The organism is Brevibacterium sp. H602 (genome assembly GCF_051172395.1).
Taxonomy (GTDB): domain Bacteria; phylum Actinomycetota; class Actinomycetes; order Actinomycetales; family Brevibacteriaceae; genus Brevibacterium.
The window spans coordinates 52,719-67,535 of record NZ_JBPIZD010000009.1; the positions used below are offsets into that span (position 1 = coordinate 52,719).

The following is a 14,817-nucleotide window of genomic DNA, read 5'->3' on the forward strand; positions in this document are numbered from 1 at the left end:
CAGCACAAAGGAGTTCCCATGACCGTCACCTTTACCGCCGGCCCATTGACCACCCAGCTGTGGGACCGCGTCCGCCCCATCATCAAGCAGATCGAAGCTCTGCCGTTCCTCGCCCAGCTCGCTGACGGCAGCCTCGATCCGAAGGCCTTCGTCAACTACATCTCGCAGGACAGCCTGTACCTCAACGGCTACGCCAAGGCCATGTCGTTCCTCGCGGCGAAGACCGTCGACCGTGACGAATCCCGGTTCTGGGCCGGTTCCGCCGCCGAGGCGATCACCGTCGAAGAGGAGATGCACGGAGAGCTGCTCGCCGACGCCCGACTCGCCTCGGCGCTGGAGGAGCTCACCGCGGAAGGCTCTCGTTTCAAGGCCTCCCCGACGACGCTGGGTTATGTATCGTTCCTCGTCGCCACGGCCGCCAGCCGTTCCTACGGCGAGGGCGTCGCCTCAGTCCTGCCCTGCTTCTGGGTGTACGCCCATATGGGCAAGGTGCTTGTCGACCGGGCCGGGCAGATGGCCGACGACCACCCCTACCGCACCTGGGTGCAGACCTACGACTCACCCGACTTCGACGAATCGACCCGCCACGCCGTGCAGATCCTCGAAGAGGAACTCGCGAAGGCTCCGAGCGAGGAAGCCGCCCGCATGCGCGCCGCCTTCGAACAGGCCTGCGTCTTCGAACTCCACTTCTGGGCCTCTGCCCACGCCATGCAGAACTGGGACGTCTCCGTGTTCCTGCCCCAGGAAATCACCGTCTGATTCCAGGGAGCATCGGATCCCCTTCGCCGAGGTGGCCCTGACCTTGAGTCGGTCACCTCGGTGGGGTGAGCCTGCGGTAGAAACGCCACACGGCGAGTCCCGTGGCGGCGAGGAAGATGGCCGTCGGCACGAACGTCAGCCATTCCGGCATCGTCGCCGAACGCGCTGTCTCCGCGATGATGACGAGGATGGCGGCGATGAGCAGCGCGGTGAGTCCCGCGGTGATGCGCAGCAGCTCCATGAGGCAGCCGACGAGGTAGGTCTTCTCGTCGCGCTCGAGCCAATACTCCTTGTGCGGGGCATTGATGAGCGAGACCGGAAGCTTCTCGAGCAGCGGCCGGATCGACATGAGCACGGGCAGGCCGAGGCCTATAGGCAGGAAGATCCACAGAAGTCCCGTTTTCGACGTCCAATCATCGGGCTGACCAACGGAGTCGAAATGGGTGGCGATATTCTCGGGTGCCTGCACCCAGAACCAGACGCAGACCCCGATGAAGACGAGGATCGAGGCGACCGCGAAGATGAGCGTGGCGGTCTCGCCCGGTGGGTTCCGATGCGGTTGCGCAGAGGAAGGCATGTTGTCACCCTAACAACAGCAGAGTGCTACCCGGCCGCGGCGATCGTCCGGCAGGATTGGTCCTACGGAGACGACGGAGGTTCGGCCCCAACGAGGCGACAGAGCCTCAGGCGCGGGAGGCTCCATAAGGGTCATCCGGGTAATGAGTGAGCGGACCGAACGATCCGAGTGCATGCCAACCGCGGCGCAGAGTCGTCCACAGAAGCACGTGGTCAACCTCGATGAGGGGCACTCGGTCATGCTTCGGGCAGGCGTATCGTCCGATGACGAAGACGATCGTCGCAAACATCACTGCGATCATGAACAGAAGCAAAAGATCCATGGCGGCCCCCTCACATCCTGATACGAATGCCTCTCTTTCAGTCTCGCCCCAAAATACAGAGAAAGATAGGGCTATCCCACCTGGTGAGCGTGAAGGTGATCAAAATCAACTCGGGTGTGAGACGCCGTTCACGCAAAGGTTCACGCAAAGGAAGCGGCGAGGCTCTCGGCTGCGCTGCTGACAGCTTGGGCCGCCGCTCGTCCCTGGTCGGGGGTGATCGAGGACGGGAAGGTGAAGCGCACACTCGTCTGCGCGACCTCCGCCGCGATCCCTAAGGCCGTGAGCACATGGGAGGGCTCGTCGGAGCCGACCGCACAGGCCGAACCGCTCGAGGCCGTCACTCCGAGGCGATCGAGCTCGAGCAGCACTGCCTCGCCGGAGGTGTTCGAGAAGCAGAACGACGCGTGATTCGGAGTCCGCGTCGCCCGGCCGTCAGGGCCAGCCGTGTCCGCCGTGCCCGTCAGGAACGCCCAGGGTACGTTGCCGAGCACCGTGGCGATGAACTCATCACGGATGGCTCGGACACGATCGGCGGCCTCATGCCGCTCCGCCTCGGCGATTTCGAGAGCCGTGGCGAACGCGACGGCCAAGGCCACGTTCTCCGTGCCCGAGCGCCGACCCGACTCCTGCCCGCCGCCGTGGATGATCGGTTCGACGGGGACGCGGGCGCGGATCGCGGCCACACCGATGCCCTTTGGCGCTCCGACCTTGTGCCCGGCCAGACTGAGCGCATCGACGCTCAATCCGGACAGCGGCAGCCACCCGGCCGCCTGCACGGCGTCCGTATGGAAGAGAGCACCGGCCTCATGGGCGATTCCCGCCAGGGTCGGAATGTCGGCAATGGTGCCGATCTCATTGTTCGCATAACCCAAGCTCACGAGCACGGTGTCCGGGCGGATCGCTGCCGTGAGGGCTTCGGGGGTCACGGTCCCATCGGAGGTCGGGGCCGCCTCGGTGACGGTGAACCCGTGGACGCGGGTCAGGAACTCCACCGAGGCGAGCACCGCTTCGTGTTCGATGGGGGAGGTGACGATATGTCGCCGAGGCGGCGCCGCGGTCCCGGACCGACCCTGGGTTGGACCCCGACCCTGGGTCTGTTGCCCGAGGGCCATGCCGATGATCGCGAGGTTGTCCGCCTCGGTGCCGCCGCTGGTGAACGTGATGTCCGTGGCCCTCATGCCCAGCACCTTCGCCACCCGAGCACGGGCATCGGCGAGGGCTTCGGCGGGTCCGCGACCGAACTCGTGGTGGCTCGACGGGTTGCCGAACGCCCCGGCCAGATACGGCCAAGCGGCTTCGAGGGCTTCCCTGCGGACGGGAGCCGCGGCCGCGGTGTCGAGGTAGAGGCGCCCGGTCATCTCAGGCCTCGAGGCTCAGGTCGAGACCGAGGTCGATCGCACGGACGCTGTGGGTCAGCGCGCCCGACGAGATGACGTCGACGCCGGTGGCGGCGATCTCCGGGACCGTCGCCAGGGTGACATTGCCGCTGGCTTCGACGACGGCGCGGCCGCCCACGAGTTCGACGCCTTCGCGCAGCTGAGCCGGGGTGAAGTTGTCGAGCATGATGATATCGGCGCCACCGTCGAGCACCGCCGGCACCTGGTCGAGCCGGTCGACTTCGACCTCGATCATCGTCGTATGCGGCAGACGGGCACGGGCGGTGCGGATCGCCTCGGCGACGCTGAGCCCGGCACCGGTGAGGACGGCGAGGTGATTGTCCTTGGCCATGACGGCGTCGGAGAGTCCGAAACGGTGGTTGTGTCCGCCGCCGCAGACCACGGCGTGCTTCTCAAACGCGCGCAGTCCCGGAGTCGTCTTTCGGGTATCGACAATGCGTGCCTGCTCGGCGGCGGCATCGACATAGCCACGGGTCTGGGTGGCGATTCCGCTCATCCGTTGGCAGAAGTTCAACGCGATCCGTTCGGCCTGCAGCACCGCCCGAGCGGGACCGGCGACCGTGGCAAGCACCTGACCTGCAGTGAAAGAGTCTCCATCGGCGGCAGCGAGGTCGACCGTGACGCTCTGGTCGACGAGTGTGAAGGCGCGGGCGAAGACCTCGATTCCGGCGAGCACCCCATCTTCGCGGGCACGCAGATCAGCCCTCGCCGAGGCGGTGGCGGGGATGAAGACCTCGCCGGTGATATCTCCCCAGGGAGCGTCTTCGTCGAGAGCGGCACGCAGTGCGGAATCGATGGTTGAAGCGGTCAGCATGCGGCGGCCTCCTGAAGCAGAGCGGTGGGCGGAGTGGCAGTGGACTGCGCGGTCGCCGACGACGTGAGTGTCGCATCGGTGCGGGTATGCGCGCCGAGGCTGTGCTCCCGGGCCAGCGCATGCCGAGCCATGTGCCAGGCGATGAGGGCGAGATTCGCGGTCTCGAGCGCCTGGACGCTGGTCGCGGTCGGGCCGGAGGTTCGGTGGGCGTTACGGGAACCGTCGTCGTGGGAACCATCACCGAGGCGGTCGAGCAGGGTCCGCAGGCCTGCGGCGGTGCGCTCCACGCCGAGATGAGCCCAGGTCAGGCCCTGCAGCTCGGTTCGTGTCAGTGCCGTCTGGTGGAATGAACGGAGTTGGGGGAGTGGGAGTTCATGGTCTCTGTTGACCGGCAGTGCGTCGATCGCCGCGGCGGCGCGGGCGGCGAAGACCGCGCCCTCGAGCAGAGAATTCGAGGCCAACCGATTGGCTCCGTGCACTCCGGTGCACGCGACCTCGCCGATGGCGAAGAGTCCCTCGACGCTCGTGCGACCGTCGCGATCCGTGGCCACCCCACCCATGAAGTAGTGGGCGGCGGGAGTGACGGGGATGAGGTCCCGGGACAGATCGAGACCATGAGAGGCCAGACCAGCCGTGATGCTCGGGAACTTCGCCCTCACATCCGGGACGGCCCGCGCATCGAGGAAGCACGGGCGTCCGTCCTGAGCCGCCTGGCGGCGGTGCAGGGCGAGTGCGACGACATCACGAGAGGCGAGCTCGGCGCGATCATCGATGTCCGTCATGAACCGGTGGCCGTGCTCGTCGAGGAGGAGAGCGCCGGCCCCGCGGACGGCCTCGGAGATGAGGAAACCAGGACCTGGAAGGACGGTGGGGTGGAACTGGAAGAACTCGAGATCGGAGACAACAGCACCGGCACGAATGGCAGCGGCCAAACCATCTCCGGTCGCAGCCTGCGGGTTCGTCGTGTGCGCGAAGAGCTGCCCGGCACCGCCGGTGGCGAGCACGATCGCATCGGCAGCCAGGGCCTCGACGCGGCCGTCGCGGAGCACGGTGACTCCGGTGGCTGTGGCGACTCCGGTGGCTCGAGTGGGGCGGTGATCGTCGTCGCTGGTGAGGATGTCGACGAGCATCGTGTCCTCGAGCAGGGTGACCCGCCCCGCGGCAACCTCGGTGCGCAGCTTCTGCGCCAGGGCGGTGCTGATCGCCCGACCGGTCGCATCGCCTTCGGAATGGAAGATGCGCGGATAGGAATGCGCCCCTTCCACGCCCCTGGCCCAGGCTCTGGTCGGATCGGTGTCGAAGTCCACCCCCGCCTCGGCGAGGGAGACGATCGCGTTCCCACCGGCGTCGCACAGGGTGCGCACGGCTTCCGGGTCACAGTGTCCGGCGCCGGCCGTGAGCGTATCGGCGATATGGGAGTCAACCGTGTCGTCGGGGCCGATGACACCAGCGATGCCGCCCTGCGCCCACTCGGTGTTCGATTCGCCGAGGCGGCCCTTCGTCACGAGCGTGATCGCGTGACGGCCGGACAGGCGCAGTGCCGCGGTCAGCCCCGCGATCCCGGAGCCTGCGACGATGACGCGGCTCATCAGATCCGCGGCTTCGCGGCGAGCATCCGCTCCAGGGACACGCGGGCCGGTTCGGCCACCTCGGCGTCGACGGAGATCTGGTTGACGACCTGTCCGTCGATGAGCGATTCGAGGACCCAGGCGATGTAGCCGGGGTGGATGCGATACATCGTCGAGCACGGGCAGATGACGGGGTCGAGGCAGAAGATCTCGTGCTGAGGGTGCTCGGCGGCCAGTCGCTGGACGAGGTTGATCTCGGTGCCGATGGCGAACGTGGTCGGTTCGGTCGCCTGTTCGATGGCCTTCGTGATGTACGCGGTCGATCCGGCCTCATCGGCGGCCTCGACGGTCTCACGCGGACATTCGGGGTGAACGATGACGCGCACGTCCGGGTGCTCAGCGCGGGCCTTGTCGATCTGGGCCGGGGTGAAGCGCTTGTGCACGGAGCAGAATCCCTGCCACAGGATGACCCGGGCCTCACGCAGCGTCTGCTCGTCATTGTTGCCCAGCGGCCTGGCGGGGTTCCACAGCGGCATCTCGTCGAGACCGATGCCCATGTTCACCGCGGTGTTGCGGCCCAGGTGCTGATCGGGGAAGAACAGGACCCGCTGCCCGCGTTCGAACGCCCATTCCAGAACCTCCTCGGCGTTCGACGAGGTGCACACGATTCCGCCGTTGTGGCCGCAGAAGCCCTTGATCGCGGCCGAGGAGTTCATGTAGGTGACGGGGATGACCGGGACGCGACCGTCAGCATCGGGTTCGGTGCCGAAGACCTCGGCGAGCTGCTCCCAGCAGTCCTCGACCTGGTCGATGCTGGCCATATCGGCCATCGAACAGCCTGCGGCGAGGTTGGGCAGGATGACCGACTGCTCCGGCCTAGACAGCAGGTCTGCGGTCTCGGCCATGAAGTGGACGCCGCAGAAGACGATGGCTTCGGCCTCCGGGTGGTTCTGGGCGGCCTGGGCGAGCATGAACGAGTCGCCGATGTAGTCGGCGTGTTCGACGACCTCGACCCGCTGGTAGTGGTGGCCGAGCATGACGACACGATCGCTGAGGGTGGCCTTGGCAGCCCGGATGCGGGCATCGAGCTCTTCAGGCGTGGCCTGCTTGTACTCCTCGGGGATATCGCCCTGACGTGGGGCGGCGACCGGAATCGGGTCGGCCATCGAGGAACCGGGACCATAGCCGGGACGTTCGTCGACATCCCACGGGGCATCGAGCAGGTCCGTCGAGCACATTTCGTCGTTCGCGCCCGAGGCAGAGATGTCCTTGAGGGTGAGTTCGATCGAAGCTGTAGTGGTCATCATCGTCCTTCGCTCGGTGGGCGGGACCCGTGCCTGAAGTGCCTCGCACGTGGTCGTAGCTGCCCGAAATATTTTGCGCAGTTGTGCGTTTATTTCTTTGCGCAGATTTGAGCTTAATCCTGCGGGCGGGCAATGTACAACTTCCAGGCAGTCGGTGCGGCGCAGGAAGCGGCCGTGACACTGTCGATGGCTCTGCGCCGGGGGATGCAATAGGCTGTGGTCTGGCTCGCAATCCGAGTCGATGCGCACTGCGGTGGGCGCCCCCGTGAGAGTCACCGAGGCTTCGGACCGAAGCGTCGGCCTCGCCCCGCCCGCGCCGGCACCGACGACATCGCATATCTGAAGGATTCTCATGCCCGAAGCGGCACACTCGAACCAGTTCACGTCCTCCTCCACCGCCGACGCTGCGGGCAACGCTGCTGCCGGTGGCAATGCCCCGGCCGGCCCCGGCGCGACGGCGGGCCCCGGCACGACGGCGGGCGCCGCCTCGGCGGAACAACCGGCCCCGTACGGTGGTCCGGTGTCCGCACCGGCAGCGCCGCCTCGGCGAATCCGGACCCTCGACCTCATCAAGGCCAAGGCCGAGGGCCGGCGGTGGGCGATGCTGACCAGTTACGACCAGTACACGGCGGCCCTGTTCGAACAAGCCGGTGTCGAGGCCCTGCTCATCGGCGATTCTGCGGCGAACAATGTCTATGGCCACGCGACCACCCTGCCGGTCACCGTCGACGAACTCATCCCGCTGGCCCGGGCCGTCGCCTCGGCGACGAGCCGGGCACTCATCGTCGCCGACCTTCCATTCGGCAGCTACGAGGTCTCCGATGAACAGGCCGTGGCCACGGCCGTGCGATTCATGAAGGAAGCCGGAGTCCACGCGGTCAAACTCGAAGGCGGGGCGCGGATGGCCTCGCGGATCAAGGCGATCACGACGGCGGGCATCCCGGTCATGGCGCACATCGGCTTCACCCCGCAGGCCGAGCACAACCTCGGCGGCTACAAGGTCCAGGGCCGCGGCGACGCAGGCAGCGCCCTGCTCGACGATGCCCGCGCCGTGGCCGAAGCCGGAGCCTTCTCCGTAGTCATGGAGATGGTGCCCTCCGGGCTGGCCGGCCAGATCACTGCCGAACTGACGATCCCCACCGTCGGCATCGGCGCCGGTGCCGACTGCGATGCCCAGGTCCTTGTGTGGCAGGACATGGCTGGCCTGCGCACGGGGAAGGCTCCGCGCTTCGTCAAGCGCTACGCCGACCTGCATTCCGTGCTCACCGAGGCGGTCGGCACCTATGTCGACGAAGTGAAGTCCGGGGTCTTCCCCGAACCCGAGAGGAGCTTCGACTGATGGAGGTCGGCGGCATCCAAGCACTGCGCCGGTGGCGGGCCGAGCAGTCGGGCCGCGTCGGTCTCGTCCCGACGATGGGCGCCCTGCACTCCGGGCATCAGGCGCTCATGACGCGTGCCCGCGCAGAGTCCGATCTCGTCGTGACCTCGATCTTCGTCAACCCCCTCCAGTTCGGCGCCGACGAAGACTTCGTCCAGTACCCGAGGCCGATCGAAGAGGATCTGAAAAAGTGCGAAGAGGCCGGAGTCGACTTCGTCTTCGCCCCGGCGCTGGCCGAGATGTACCCGTCCGCACCCGAAGTGCGTGTTGTCGCCGGGCGTATGGGAGCCGTGTTCGAAGGCGCGGCCAGGCCCGGGCACTTCGACGGCGTGCTCACCGTCGTGGCGAAGCTCTTCACCCTCATCGCCCCCGACGTCACGGTATTCGGGCTCAAAGACATCCAGCAGTTCGTTCTGGTCAAACGCATGATCGCCGATCTCAACTTCGATATCGAACTCATCGGCCTGCCGGTGGTCCGGGACGCCGACGGTCTGGCCATGTCGAGCCGCAACTCCTACCTGGCGCCGGACGACCGTGCCCGTGCCCTGGCGATTCCGCGGGCTCTCACCGCCGCCTCCGAGGTGGCCGAGCGGGGCCGTGGGACGGCAGAGTCCGGCGGCGGTGGCGGTTCTGACTCTGGGGCCGGCACCAGTGGTTTTTCTGCAGGCCTGCCCGCTGCCGTCGAGGCGGCCGCGCTCGCCGAGCTGGATCCGGCCGCCGAACGTGGGGATCTTGAGATCGTCTACTGCAGCCTCGTCGAAGCCGCGACCCTGAGGCAGTGCACACCGGACTTCACGGGACCGGCCCTGCTGCTCGTCTCCGCGACGGTCGGTGGGACTCATCTCATCGACAATCTGCCGCTGGAATTCTGACGCGATATGCAATTGTGATGAGTATGTGAAGATCCTGTTGAGCGATCGACATATGCATATGTAACCGATCGAGAATCATCGACAGCTGTGGTTTCAATTGTCGGTTATCAGTCGCTGGACCCTTGTTCTCAGTGTTCGCTGAGAATAGACTCAAAATCAGCAAGAGAAAACGAAACTTGCCGTTTCGCTGAGTTCGAAGGAGATAAGCGACATGCAAGATCTGGATATCTGGTCGGTCCTGACGAAAGTCGGACTGGCAATCGTCATTCTCATTGTCACCTGGATTCTCGCCGCCATCGTCAAATGGGCGATCGGCAAACTCGTCACCAAGGTTCCTGCACTTCAACGCGATGGCAGCAATGGTCAGCAGATCGGAAAGTCAGTCGGACAGATCGCCGGTCTCGTCATCTGGCTGCTCGGACTCATCGCCGTGCTCCAGCTGTTCAACCTCGATCAGGTGCTGACTCCGCTGCAGGGTCTGCTCGATGGAATCTTCGGATTCCTGCCCAATATCATCGGCGCGGGATTCATCTTCTTCATCGGCTATGTCTTCGCGAAGATCGCCAAACAGCTCGTCCAGACCGCTCTCAACGCCGTGGATCTGACGAAGCTGACGTCGAAGTTCCGTTCGCTCGGCGACAAAGCCACCGGAGTGGCCGAGGGTGCCGGAAATGCTCAACCGCACCCCGACGCCACCCAGCAGTACGCTGCGCAGGGTGAGCAGGGCATGCCGGCGCAGGGACAACAGGGCATGCCGCCGCAGGGCGGGCACCCCGGCCATGCACCGAACCCGAACGCGGAGGCGAATGCGAAGATCTCGAACCTCATCGGCAATCTGGTGTTCGGAATCATCATCATCGTCGTTGCGATCTCGGCGCTGCAGGTCCTCGGCATCAAGGCGATCTCGGAGCCTGCCCAGCAGATGCTCCAGATCTTCCTCAACGCGATCCCGCTCATCATCGCCGCCGGCATCCTGCTGGCCATCGGCTTCGTCATCGCCAAGTTCCTCGGCAATCTGCTCGAGCAGATTCTCCAGGGCATCGGCACCGACAAAGCCATCAACGAGATCGGGATCGTGCCCGAAGGCACCAGCGCCTCTAACGTGATCACTCGCCTCGTGCAGGTGGCGATCATGATCTTCTTCGCGATCATGGCGGCCCGGATGCTCGGATTCCCCGAGATCACGAACATCCTCAACGAGATCCTCGACCTCGGCGGCAGCGTGCTCTTCGGCGCTGCGATCATCGCCGCAGGGTTCCTCATCGCCGCGATCATCGGCAAGTTCATCACGAACAACCTCGCCAGCAAGGTGCTGCGCTACTCGGCGATCGCCCTGTTCATCGCGATGGGCCTGCGCTATATGGGCCTGGCCGATTCGATCATCAACCTCGCCTTCGGGGCCGTCGTCATCGGCGGTGCCGCAGCGGCCGCTCTGGCCTTCGGCCTCGGCGGACGTGAGGCAGCCGCGAAGATGCTCGACAAAGTCGACCTCGCCGAGGCGGCGGAGAAGACGAACCCGGACGCCGTGGACAGCGGCACACCTGGGACCGGAACGCACACTGACGGAGGTGGCAGCGGAAGTGGGGGAGCCTCCTCGGCGAATGAGAGCTGAGTGAGGGTCTGCCCACCGAACCGAAAGGGGCGGGGCAGCCGAGGATCGACCTCGGTGCCCCGCCCTTCTCTGATGCACCGGGCGACGATCAGCCTCGGCATCCGGCCTTTCGTTGTCCGGAGCGGCTCAGATGGGGATCGCGATGACGGCGATGCCGATGATGAGCAGGATGAGCGTAGAGGCGGCTTCGATGAAGAAGTCGGCGCTGCGGTGGGCCATCGCCGATGCCGCGAGGCTGGCCAGGCATGCGAGGACGAGCTGGTAGGACAGGAGCACGCCGAGGATCAGTGCGACGAGTACGGTGTAGTCGACGCCGGTCGGGGAGGCGGGGACGAGGGTCGGCAGGATCGCGAGGAAGAACAGGCCGACCTTCGGGTTGGACAGCGACGAGATGATGCCGCGGCGATAGGACACGAGCGAGCGCAGGTGGCCCCACGAGGTCGACTCCATGACGTGGGCGATCTCGGTCACGGGCCCGTCGGGGGAGTCGGGGCCGGTCGACGCGAAAGGGGTGGCGTTCGCGCTGGGGCGGTCGGCCGCCTCGGCGGCTTTCAGATCCCGGCGCAGGCGAAGCGCCTGCCGACCGGCGAGGATGCCGAGGAGGCAGAGATAGAGGCCGCCGCCGATCTTGAGCACCTGGACTGCGGCCGGGTAGACGGTCAGCAGTGCGGAGACGCCGGTGAGTGCGAGGGCCATCCAGATCACGGTGCCCGTGGCCGTGCCGAGCGCATAGACGAGACCGGCCTTGCGGCGCAGCGAGGATAGGCGGATCGTCAGGATCGTCTCGGGGCCGGGGGTCACGGCCAGTGCGGCCGCGGCTCCGGTGATGGTGAGGATCTCGGGTCCGGTCACGGCACTCCTTCGAAGGTGATGGGAATGGTCGGCGGGGATGGAACACGGGTGTCGGGGCGTAGTCCGATATCGGCGGAGCCGGCCACCATTCTGCCGGAATCGATCAATCGAGAAAAGCAATTGATTGTGAATGATCATCAGGCAGTGCCTAATGATTTTCCGGACGCTCAGCGGTTAGTCTTGGGGGCATGTGGGATCTCAATCGTCTGCGGGTCTGGCGGGCCGTCGCGGCCACCGGTTCCGTGGTCGCCGCGGCGAAGAACCTCAACTACACACCGGCGACCGTCAGTCAGCACATCACCACCCTGCAGAAGGCCGTCGTGGCTCCGCTCTACCGGCGGTCGGGGCGCGGCATCGAGGTCACCGAACTCGGCCGGCGCCTGGCCGATGATTCGGCGGAGGTCTTCACTGCGGTCGGCCGCCTCGACGATCTGGTCGAAGGCTTCCGCACCGTCAGCAGGCCCCGGTTGCGGATTGCGGCGTTCACTTCGTTCAACGCGCGTCTGCTGCCGGGCATCATTGATGCTGTTGCCCTGGATCATCCGGATCTGCGGTTCGACATCCAACTCAATGAGCCGGCGAAGAACAGGCGCGGGCACTGCCTCATCGAGATCCGCGCCGAGGCGCCGCAGGACGGTGAGAACCATCTGCCGGAGATGACGCGCATCCCGCTCTTCGACGACGACTATCGGGTCGTCGTCCCCGACGGGCACCGGTTCGCGGGCCGTGAGTCCGTGCCGTTCATCGACCTCGAGGATGAGCACTGGGTCGACTACGACATGTGGGCCGGGCCGTCGAGCAAGGTCGTTGACCATGCGTGTGCCGCGGCCGGATTCGAACGCAGGAGCTTCGCCGCCTGCGAGGATGACTTCGCGGCATTGGCGCTCATCGCCTCGGGCATGGGCATCACGGCCCTCCCGCGGCTCTCGACTCTGCAGCTGCCGCCCGGCCTCGTCGCCGTCGACCTCACCGACCCCGTCCCGCAGCGCCGAGTCGTCATGCACATCCGGGAGAAGGACGCCCACCTCCCGCACGTCCGCGCCTTCGCCGCCGCAACGGAAGAGGCAGTAGCAACCCACCTCACCACCCCCTAACTGCTACCCGACGGCGGCCCAGCAACCTGGCGCCAGGTAGCTGGGCCGCCGTCGGGTAGTCCTGGGAGGGGAGATGGACTGTTCCTCATAGTGGGCTGAGACTGTGCGCCAGGGGTGGTGGGATAGGCTGTTGGGGTGAGTTCTGAAATCGAAATCGGCAGAGGCAAGCGCGGCCGTCGCGCCTATTCGCTCGACGACATCGCCATCGTCCCCGCTCGGCGCACCCGCGACCCCGAAGACGTGTCCCTGACCTGGCAGATCGACGCCTACCAGTTCGAGCTGCCGTTCATCGGCGCCCCCATGGACTCGGCCATGTCGCCGGAGACCGTCATTTCGCTCGGCAAGTTCGGCGGCCTCGGCGTCCTCGACCTCGAAGGACTGTGGACCCGGTACGAGGATCCCACCCCGCAGCTGGCCGAAATCGCACAGCTGCCGGCGGAGATGGCGACCTCCCGGATGCAGGAACTCTACTCCGCACCCATCCAAGCCGAACTCATCACCGCTCGCCTCGAGCAGATCCGCGAAGCCGGAGTCACCGTCGCCGGTGCCCTGACCCCGCAGCGGACCCAGGAGTTCTACAAGACGGTCGTCGATGCCGGAGTCGACATCTTCGTCATCCGCGGCACCACGGTCTCGGCCGAGCATGTCTCGACCCATACCGAACCGCTCAACCTCAAGCAGTTCATCTACGAACTCGATGTGCCCGTCATCGTCGGCGGAGCCGCCACCTACACTGCGGCCCTGCACCTCATGCGCACCGGTGCCGCCGGCGTCCTCGTCGGCTTCGGCGGGGGAGCGGCGGCCACGACCCGCAAGACTCTGGGCATCCACGCCCCGATGGCCACGGCCGTCGCCGACGTCCACGCCGCCCGGCGGGACTATATGGACGAATCCGGCGGCCGCTACGTCCATGTCATCGCCGATGGCGGACTCGGCACCAGCGGCGACATCGTCAAGGCCTTCGGGGTCGGCGCCGATGCCGTCATGCTCGGCACCGCCCTGGCCCGGTCGACCGAAGCTCCCGGCCGCGGAATGCACTGGGGCGCCGAAGCCCATCACCCGGATCTGCCGCGCGGGCACCGTGTGGAGCTCGGCACCGTCGGCAGCCTCGAGCAGGTGCTCTTCGGCCCCGGCCGCACCGCGATCGGCGAACTCAACCTCGCCGGCGCCCTGCGTCGGGCACTGGCCACCACGGGCTACCTCGACCTCAAGGAATTCCAACGCGTCGACGTCACCGTCTCGCCCTACCAGACTGGTTCGGTGGTCTGAACTGTTCCGCCTGGCACTGACTCCGAAATGGCTGGGGTCCCTGCTCCTCGTCCTGGTGCTCGTCACCTGCTTCGTCGGACTCTCTGCGTGGCAGGTCGACCGGGCCCAGCACAAGAACGACGTCGCTGCATCCTCCGGGGTCGATGAACTCAAGGACTTCAACGACGTCATGGATGCCCAGGCCCCGATGCCCGGCATCCTCGCCGACCAGCGGGTCAGCCTGTCAGGACACTGGATCCCCGATGCTCAGATCGTCGTCCCCGGACGCGTCCAGGACGGCGATTCCGGGTACTGGGTCGTGACGATGTTCGCCCCGGACGGCGGCCACCTCGGTGAAGGCGTCGAGGCCGCGAACGCCGACGAGAAGACGATCGCGATCCCCGTCGTCCGCGGTTTCACCACCGACGAGGACACGGCGATGGCCTCGGAGGCTCGGGACGGTCAGGTCGAACTGACCGCGCGCATCGGACCGATCGAAGGTCCCGTTGAGGGCAACGATCTGCCCGACGGGCAGGTGCACACGGTCTCGACCTCGCAGATCATCAACCTGTTCCCCGACCTGCTCACCTACTCCGGCTTCCTCATCCCGGAGAAGGCCACCGGTGCCGCCGCCTCGGTGGGCACCGACGGACTCGAGCAGGTTCCGACCACGACGACCCGCGACGAGGGCGGATTCGATCTGCAGTCGGCGGTCTACGCCCTCGAATGGATCATCTTCGCGGCCATGGCCCTCTACATGTGGTTCCAGCTGCTGCGCGACGACTACGTCCGGCGCCGCCTCGGCGAGGACTCCCAGGATTCGGAGAAGAGCGTCGAGTATGTTGTCGTCAAGCCCGCGGGTGACGCGACCATCGACCCCGAGGTGATGTCCGGACTCACCGGACTGCCGGCCCACCGTCACGGCGGCGCCAAGCCGGGCAAGCGGCGAAGCAGGAACGCCGATGCCCGAAACGCCGAAGCCCGAAACAATGACACCCGCACGACCGGAGGAAACTGAGC

At 66.3% G+C, this 14,817-nt stretch carries 14 protein-coding genes; 7 read left to right on the forward strand and 7 right to left on the reverse strand.

What is annotated here, in order from left to right:
- Positions 1-18 precede the first annotated feature (18 nt).
- Positions 19-759 (forward strand): TenA family protein, encoded by a 741-nt coding sequence (locus tag ACSBQT_RS08480; protein WP_435001485.1) that lies wholly within the window; start codon positions 19-21, stop codon positions 757-759.
- Positions 760-811: 52 nt separating this feature from the next.
- Here the strand turns inward: ACSBQT_RS08480 and ACSBQT_RS08485 are convergent, their stop codons facing one another.
- From ACSBQT_RS08485 to nadA, 6 genes are all read right to left on the reverse strand, one after another.
- Positions 812-1,336: a DUF1648 domain-containing protein gene (locus ACSBQT_RS08485; protein ID WP_435001487.1), complete on the reverse strand. Its 525-nt coding sequence runs from the start codon at positions 1,334-1,336 to the stop codon at positions 812-814.
- Positions 1,337-1,442: 106 nt separating this feature from the next.
- Entirely contained in the window at positions 1,443-1,658 is a 216-nt protein-coding gene (locus tag ACSBQT_RS08490; RefSeq protein ID WP_435001489.1) for a hypothetical protein, read from the reverse strand.
- Between the two features lie 140 nt (positions 1,659-1,798).
- On the reverse strand, positions 1,799-3,016 hold the full coding sequence (locus tag ACSBQT_RS08495; RefSeq protein WP_435001491.1) for a cysteine desulfurase family protein: 1,218 nt from the start codon (positions 3,014-3,016) through the stop codon (positions 1,799-1,801).
- 1 nt (position 3,017) lies between these two features.
- Positions 3,018-3,869, reverse strand: a complete 852-nt coding sequence (nadC, locus tag ACSBQT_RS08500; protein ID WP_435001493.1) for a carboxylating nicotinate-nucleotide diphosphorylase — start codon at positions 3,867-3,869, stop codon at positions 3,018-3,020.
- Entirely contained in the window at positions 3,863-5,458 is a 1,596-nt protein-coding gene (gene nadB / locus ACSBQT_RS08505; RefSeq protein WP_435001495.1) for an L-aspartate oxidase, read from the reverse strand. Before nadB ends, nadC begins: the two co-directional genes overlap by 7 nt.
- Positions 5,458-6,741 carry a quinolinate synthase NadA gene (nadA, locus tag ACSBQT_RS08510; protein ID WP_435001497.1) on the reverse strand — a complete coding sequence of 428 codons (1,284 nt, stop codon included), beginning with the start codon at positions 6,739-6,741 and terminating at the stop codon, positions 5,458-5,460. The genes nadB and nadA overlap by 1 nt, the downstream gene beginning before the upstream one ends.
- Before the next feature lie 352 nt (positions 6,742-7,093).
- On the opposite strand from nadA, the gene panB reads away from it, so the two are divergent.
- The 3 genes from panB to ACSBQT_RS08525 all read left to right on the forward strand — a co-directional run bounded on the left by panB (position 7,094) and on the right by ACSBQT_RS08525 (position 10,603).
- Positions 7,094-8,080, forward strand: a complete 987-nt coding sequence (panB, locus tag ACSBQT_RS08515; protein ID WP_410708484.1) for a 3-methyl-2-oxobutanoate hydroxymethyltransferase — start codon at positions 7,094-7,096, stop codon at positions 8,078-8,080.
- On the forward strand, positions 8,080-8,991 hold the full coding sequence (panC, locus tag ACSBQT_RS08520; protein ID WP_410708483.1) for a pantoate--beta-alanine ligase: 912 nt from the start codon (positions 8,080-8,082) through the stop codon (positions 8,989-8,991). Before panB ends, panC begins: the two co-directional genes overlap by 1 nt.
- Before the next feature lie 211 nt (positions 8,992-9,202).
- Positions 9,203-10,603: a mechanosensitive ion channel gene (locus ACSBQT_RS08525; RefSeq protein ID WP_435001500.1), complete on the forward strand. Its 1,401-nt coding sequence runs from the start codon at positions 9,203-9,205 to the stop codon at positions 10,601-10,603.
- A gap of 126 nt (positions 10,604-10,729) precedes the next feature.
- On the opposite strand, the gene ACSBQT_RS08530 is transcribed toward ACSBQT_RS08525, so the two are convergent.
- Positions 10,730-11,455 carry a LysE family translocator gene (locus ACSBQT_RS08530; RefSeq protein ID WP_410708481.1) on the reverse strand — a complete coding sequence of 242 codons (726 nt, stop codon included), beginning with the start codon at positions 11,453-11,455 and terminating at the stop codon, positions 10,730-10,732.
- Positions 11,456-11,643: 188 nt separating this feature from the next.
- On the opposite strand from ACSBQT_RS08530, the gene ACSBQT_RS08535 reads away from it, so the two are divergent.
- The 3 genes from ACSBQT_RS08535 to ACSBQT_RS08545 all read left to right on the forward strand — a co-directional run bounded on the left by ACSBQT_RS08535 (position 11,644) and on the right by ACSBQT_RS08545 (position 14,815).
- Entirely contained in the window at positions 11,644-12,549 is a 906-nt protein-coding gene (locus tag ACSBQT_RS08535) for a LysR family transcriptional regulator (protein ID WP_435001503.1), read from the forward strand.
- A gap of 135 nt (positions 12,550-12,684) precedes the next feature.
- Positions 12,685-13,818, forward strand: coding sequence for a GuaB3 family IMP dehydrogenase-related protein (locus tag ACSBQT_RS08540; RefSeq protein ID WP_435001506.1), 1,134 nt, complete (start codon positions 12,685-12,687; stop codon positions 13,816-13,818).
- 55 nt (positions 13,819-13,873) lie between these two features.
- Positions 13,874-14,815 carry an SURF1 family protein gene (locus ACSBQT_RS08545; protein WP_435001509.1) on the forward strand — a complete coding sequence of 314 codons (942 nt, stop codon included), beginning with the start codon at positions 13,874-13,876 and terminating at the stop codon, positions 14,813-14,815.
- The last annotated feature ends 2 nt before the right edge of the window (positions 14,816-14,817 follow it).

What these genes read in the sequence shown, in the direction of transcription:
- nadA (WP_435001497.1), bottom strand. Translation starts at nt 6,741, where the DNA reads ATGACCACTACAGCTTCGATCGAACTCACCCTCAAGGACATCTCTGCC.
- ACSBQT_RS08485 (WP_435001487.1), bottom strand. Translation starts at nt 1,336, where the DNA reads ATGCCTTCCTCTGCGCAACCGCATCGGAACCCACCGGGCGAGACCGCC.
- nadC (WP_435001493.1), bottom strand. Translation starts at nt 3,869, where the DNA reads ATGCTGACCGCTTCAACCATCGATTCCGCACTGCGTGCCGCTCTCGAC.
- ACSBQT_RS08535 (WP_435001503.1), top strand. Translation starts at nt 11,644, where the DNA reads ATGTGGGATCTCAATCGTCTGCGGGTCTGGCGGGCCGTCGCGGCCACC.
- ACSBQT_RS08490 (WP_435001489.1), bottom strand. Translation starts at nt 1,658, where the DNA reads ATGGATCTTTTGCTTCTGTTCATGATCGCAGTGATGTTTGCGACGATC.
- panC (WP_410708483.1), top strand. Translation starts at nt 8,080, where the DNA reads ATGGAGGTCGGCGGCATCCAAGCACTGCGCCGGTGGCGGGCCGAGCAG.
- ACSBQT_RS08480 (WP_435001485.1), top strand. Translation starts at nt 19, where the DNA reads ATGACCGTCACCTTTACCGCCGGCCCATTGACCACCCAGCTGTGGGAC.
- ACSBQT_RS08525 (WP_435001500.1), top strand. Translation starts at nt 9,203, where the DNA reads ATGCAAGATCTGGATATCTGGTCGGTCCTGACGAAAGTCGGACTGGCA.
- nadB (WP_435001495.1), bottom strand. Translation starts at nt 5,458, where the DNA reads ATGAGCCGCGTCATCGTCGCAGGCTCCGGGATCGCGGGGCTGACCGCG.
- ACSBQT_RS08495 (WP_435001491.1), bottom strand. Translation starts at nt 3,016, where the DNA reads ATGACCGGGCGCCTCTACCTCGACACCGCGGCCGCGGCTCCCGTCCGC.
- panB (WP_410708484.1), top strand. Translation starts at nt 7,094, where the DNA reads ATGCCCGAAGCGGCACACTCGAACCAGTTCACGTCCTCCTCCACCGCC.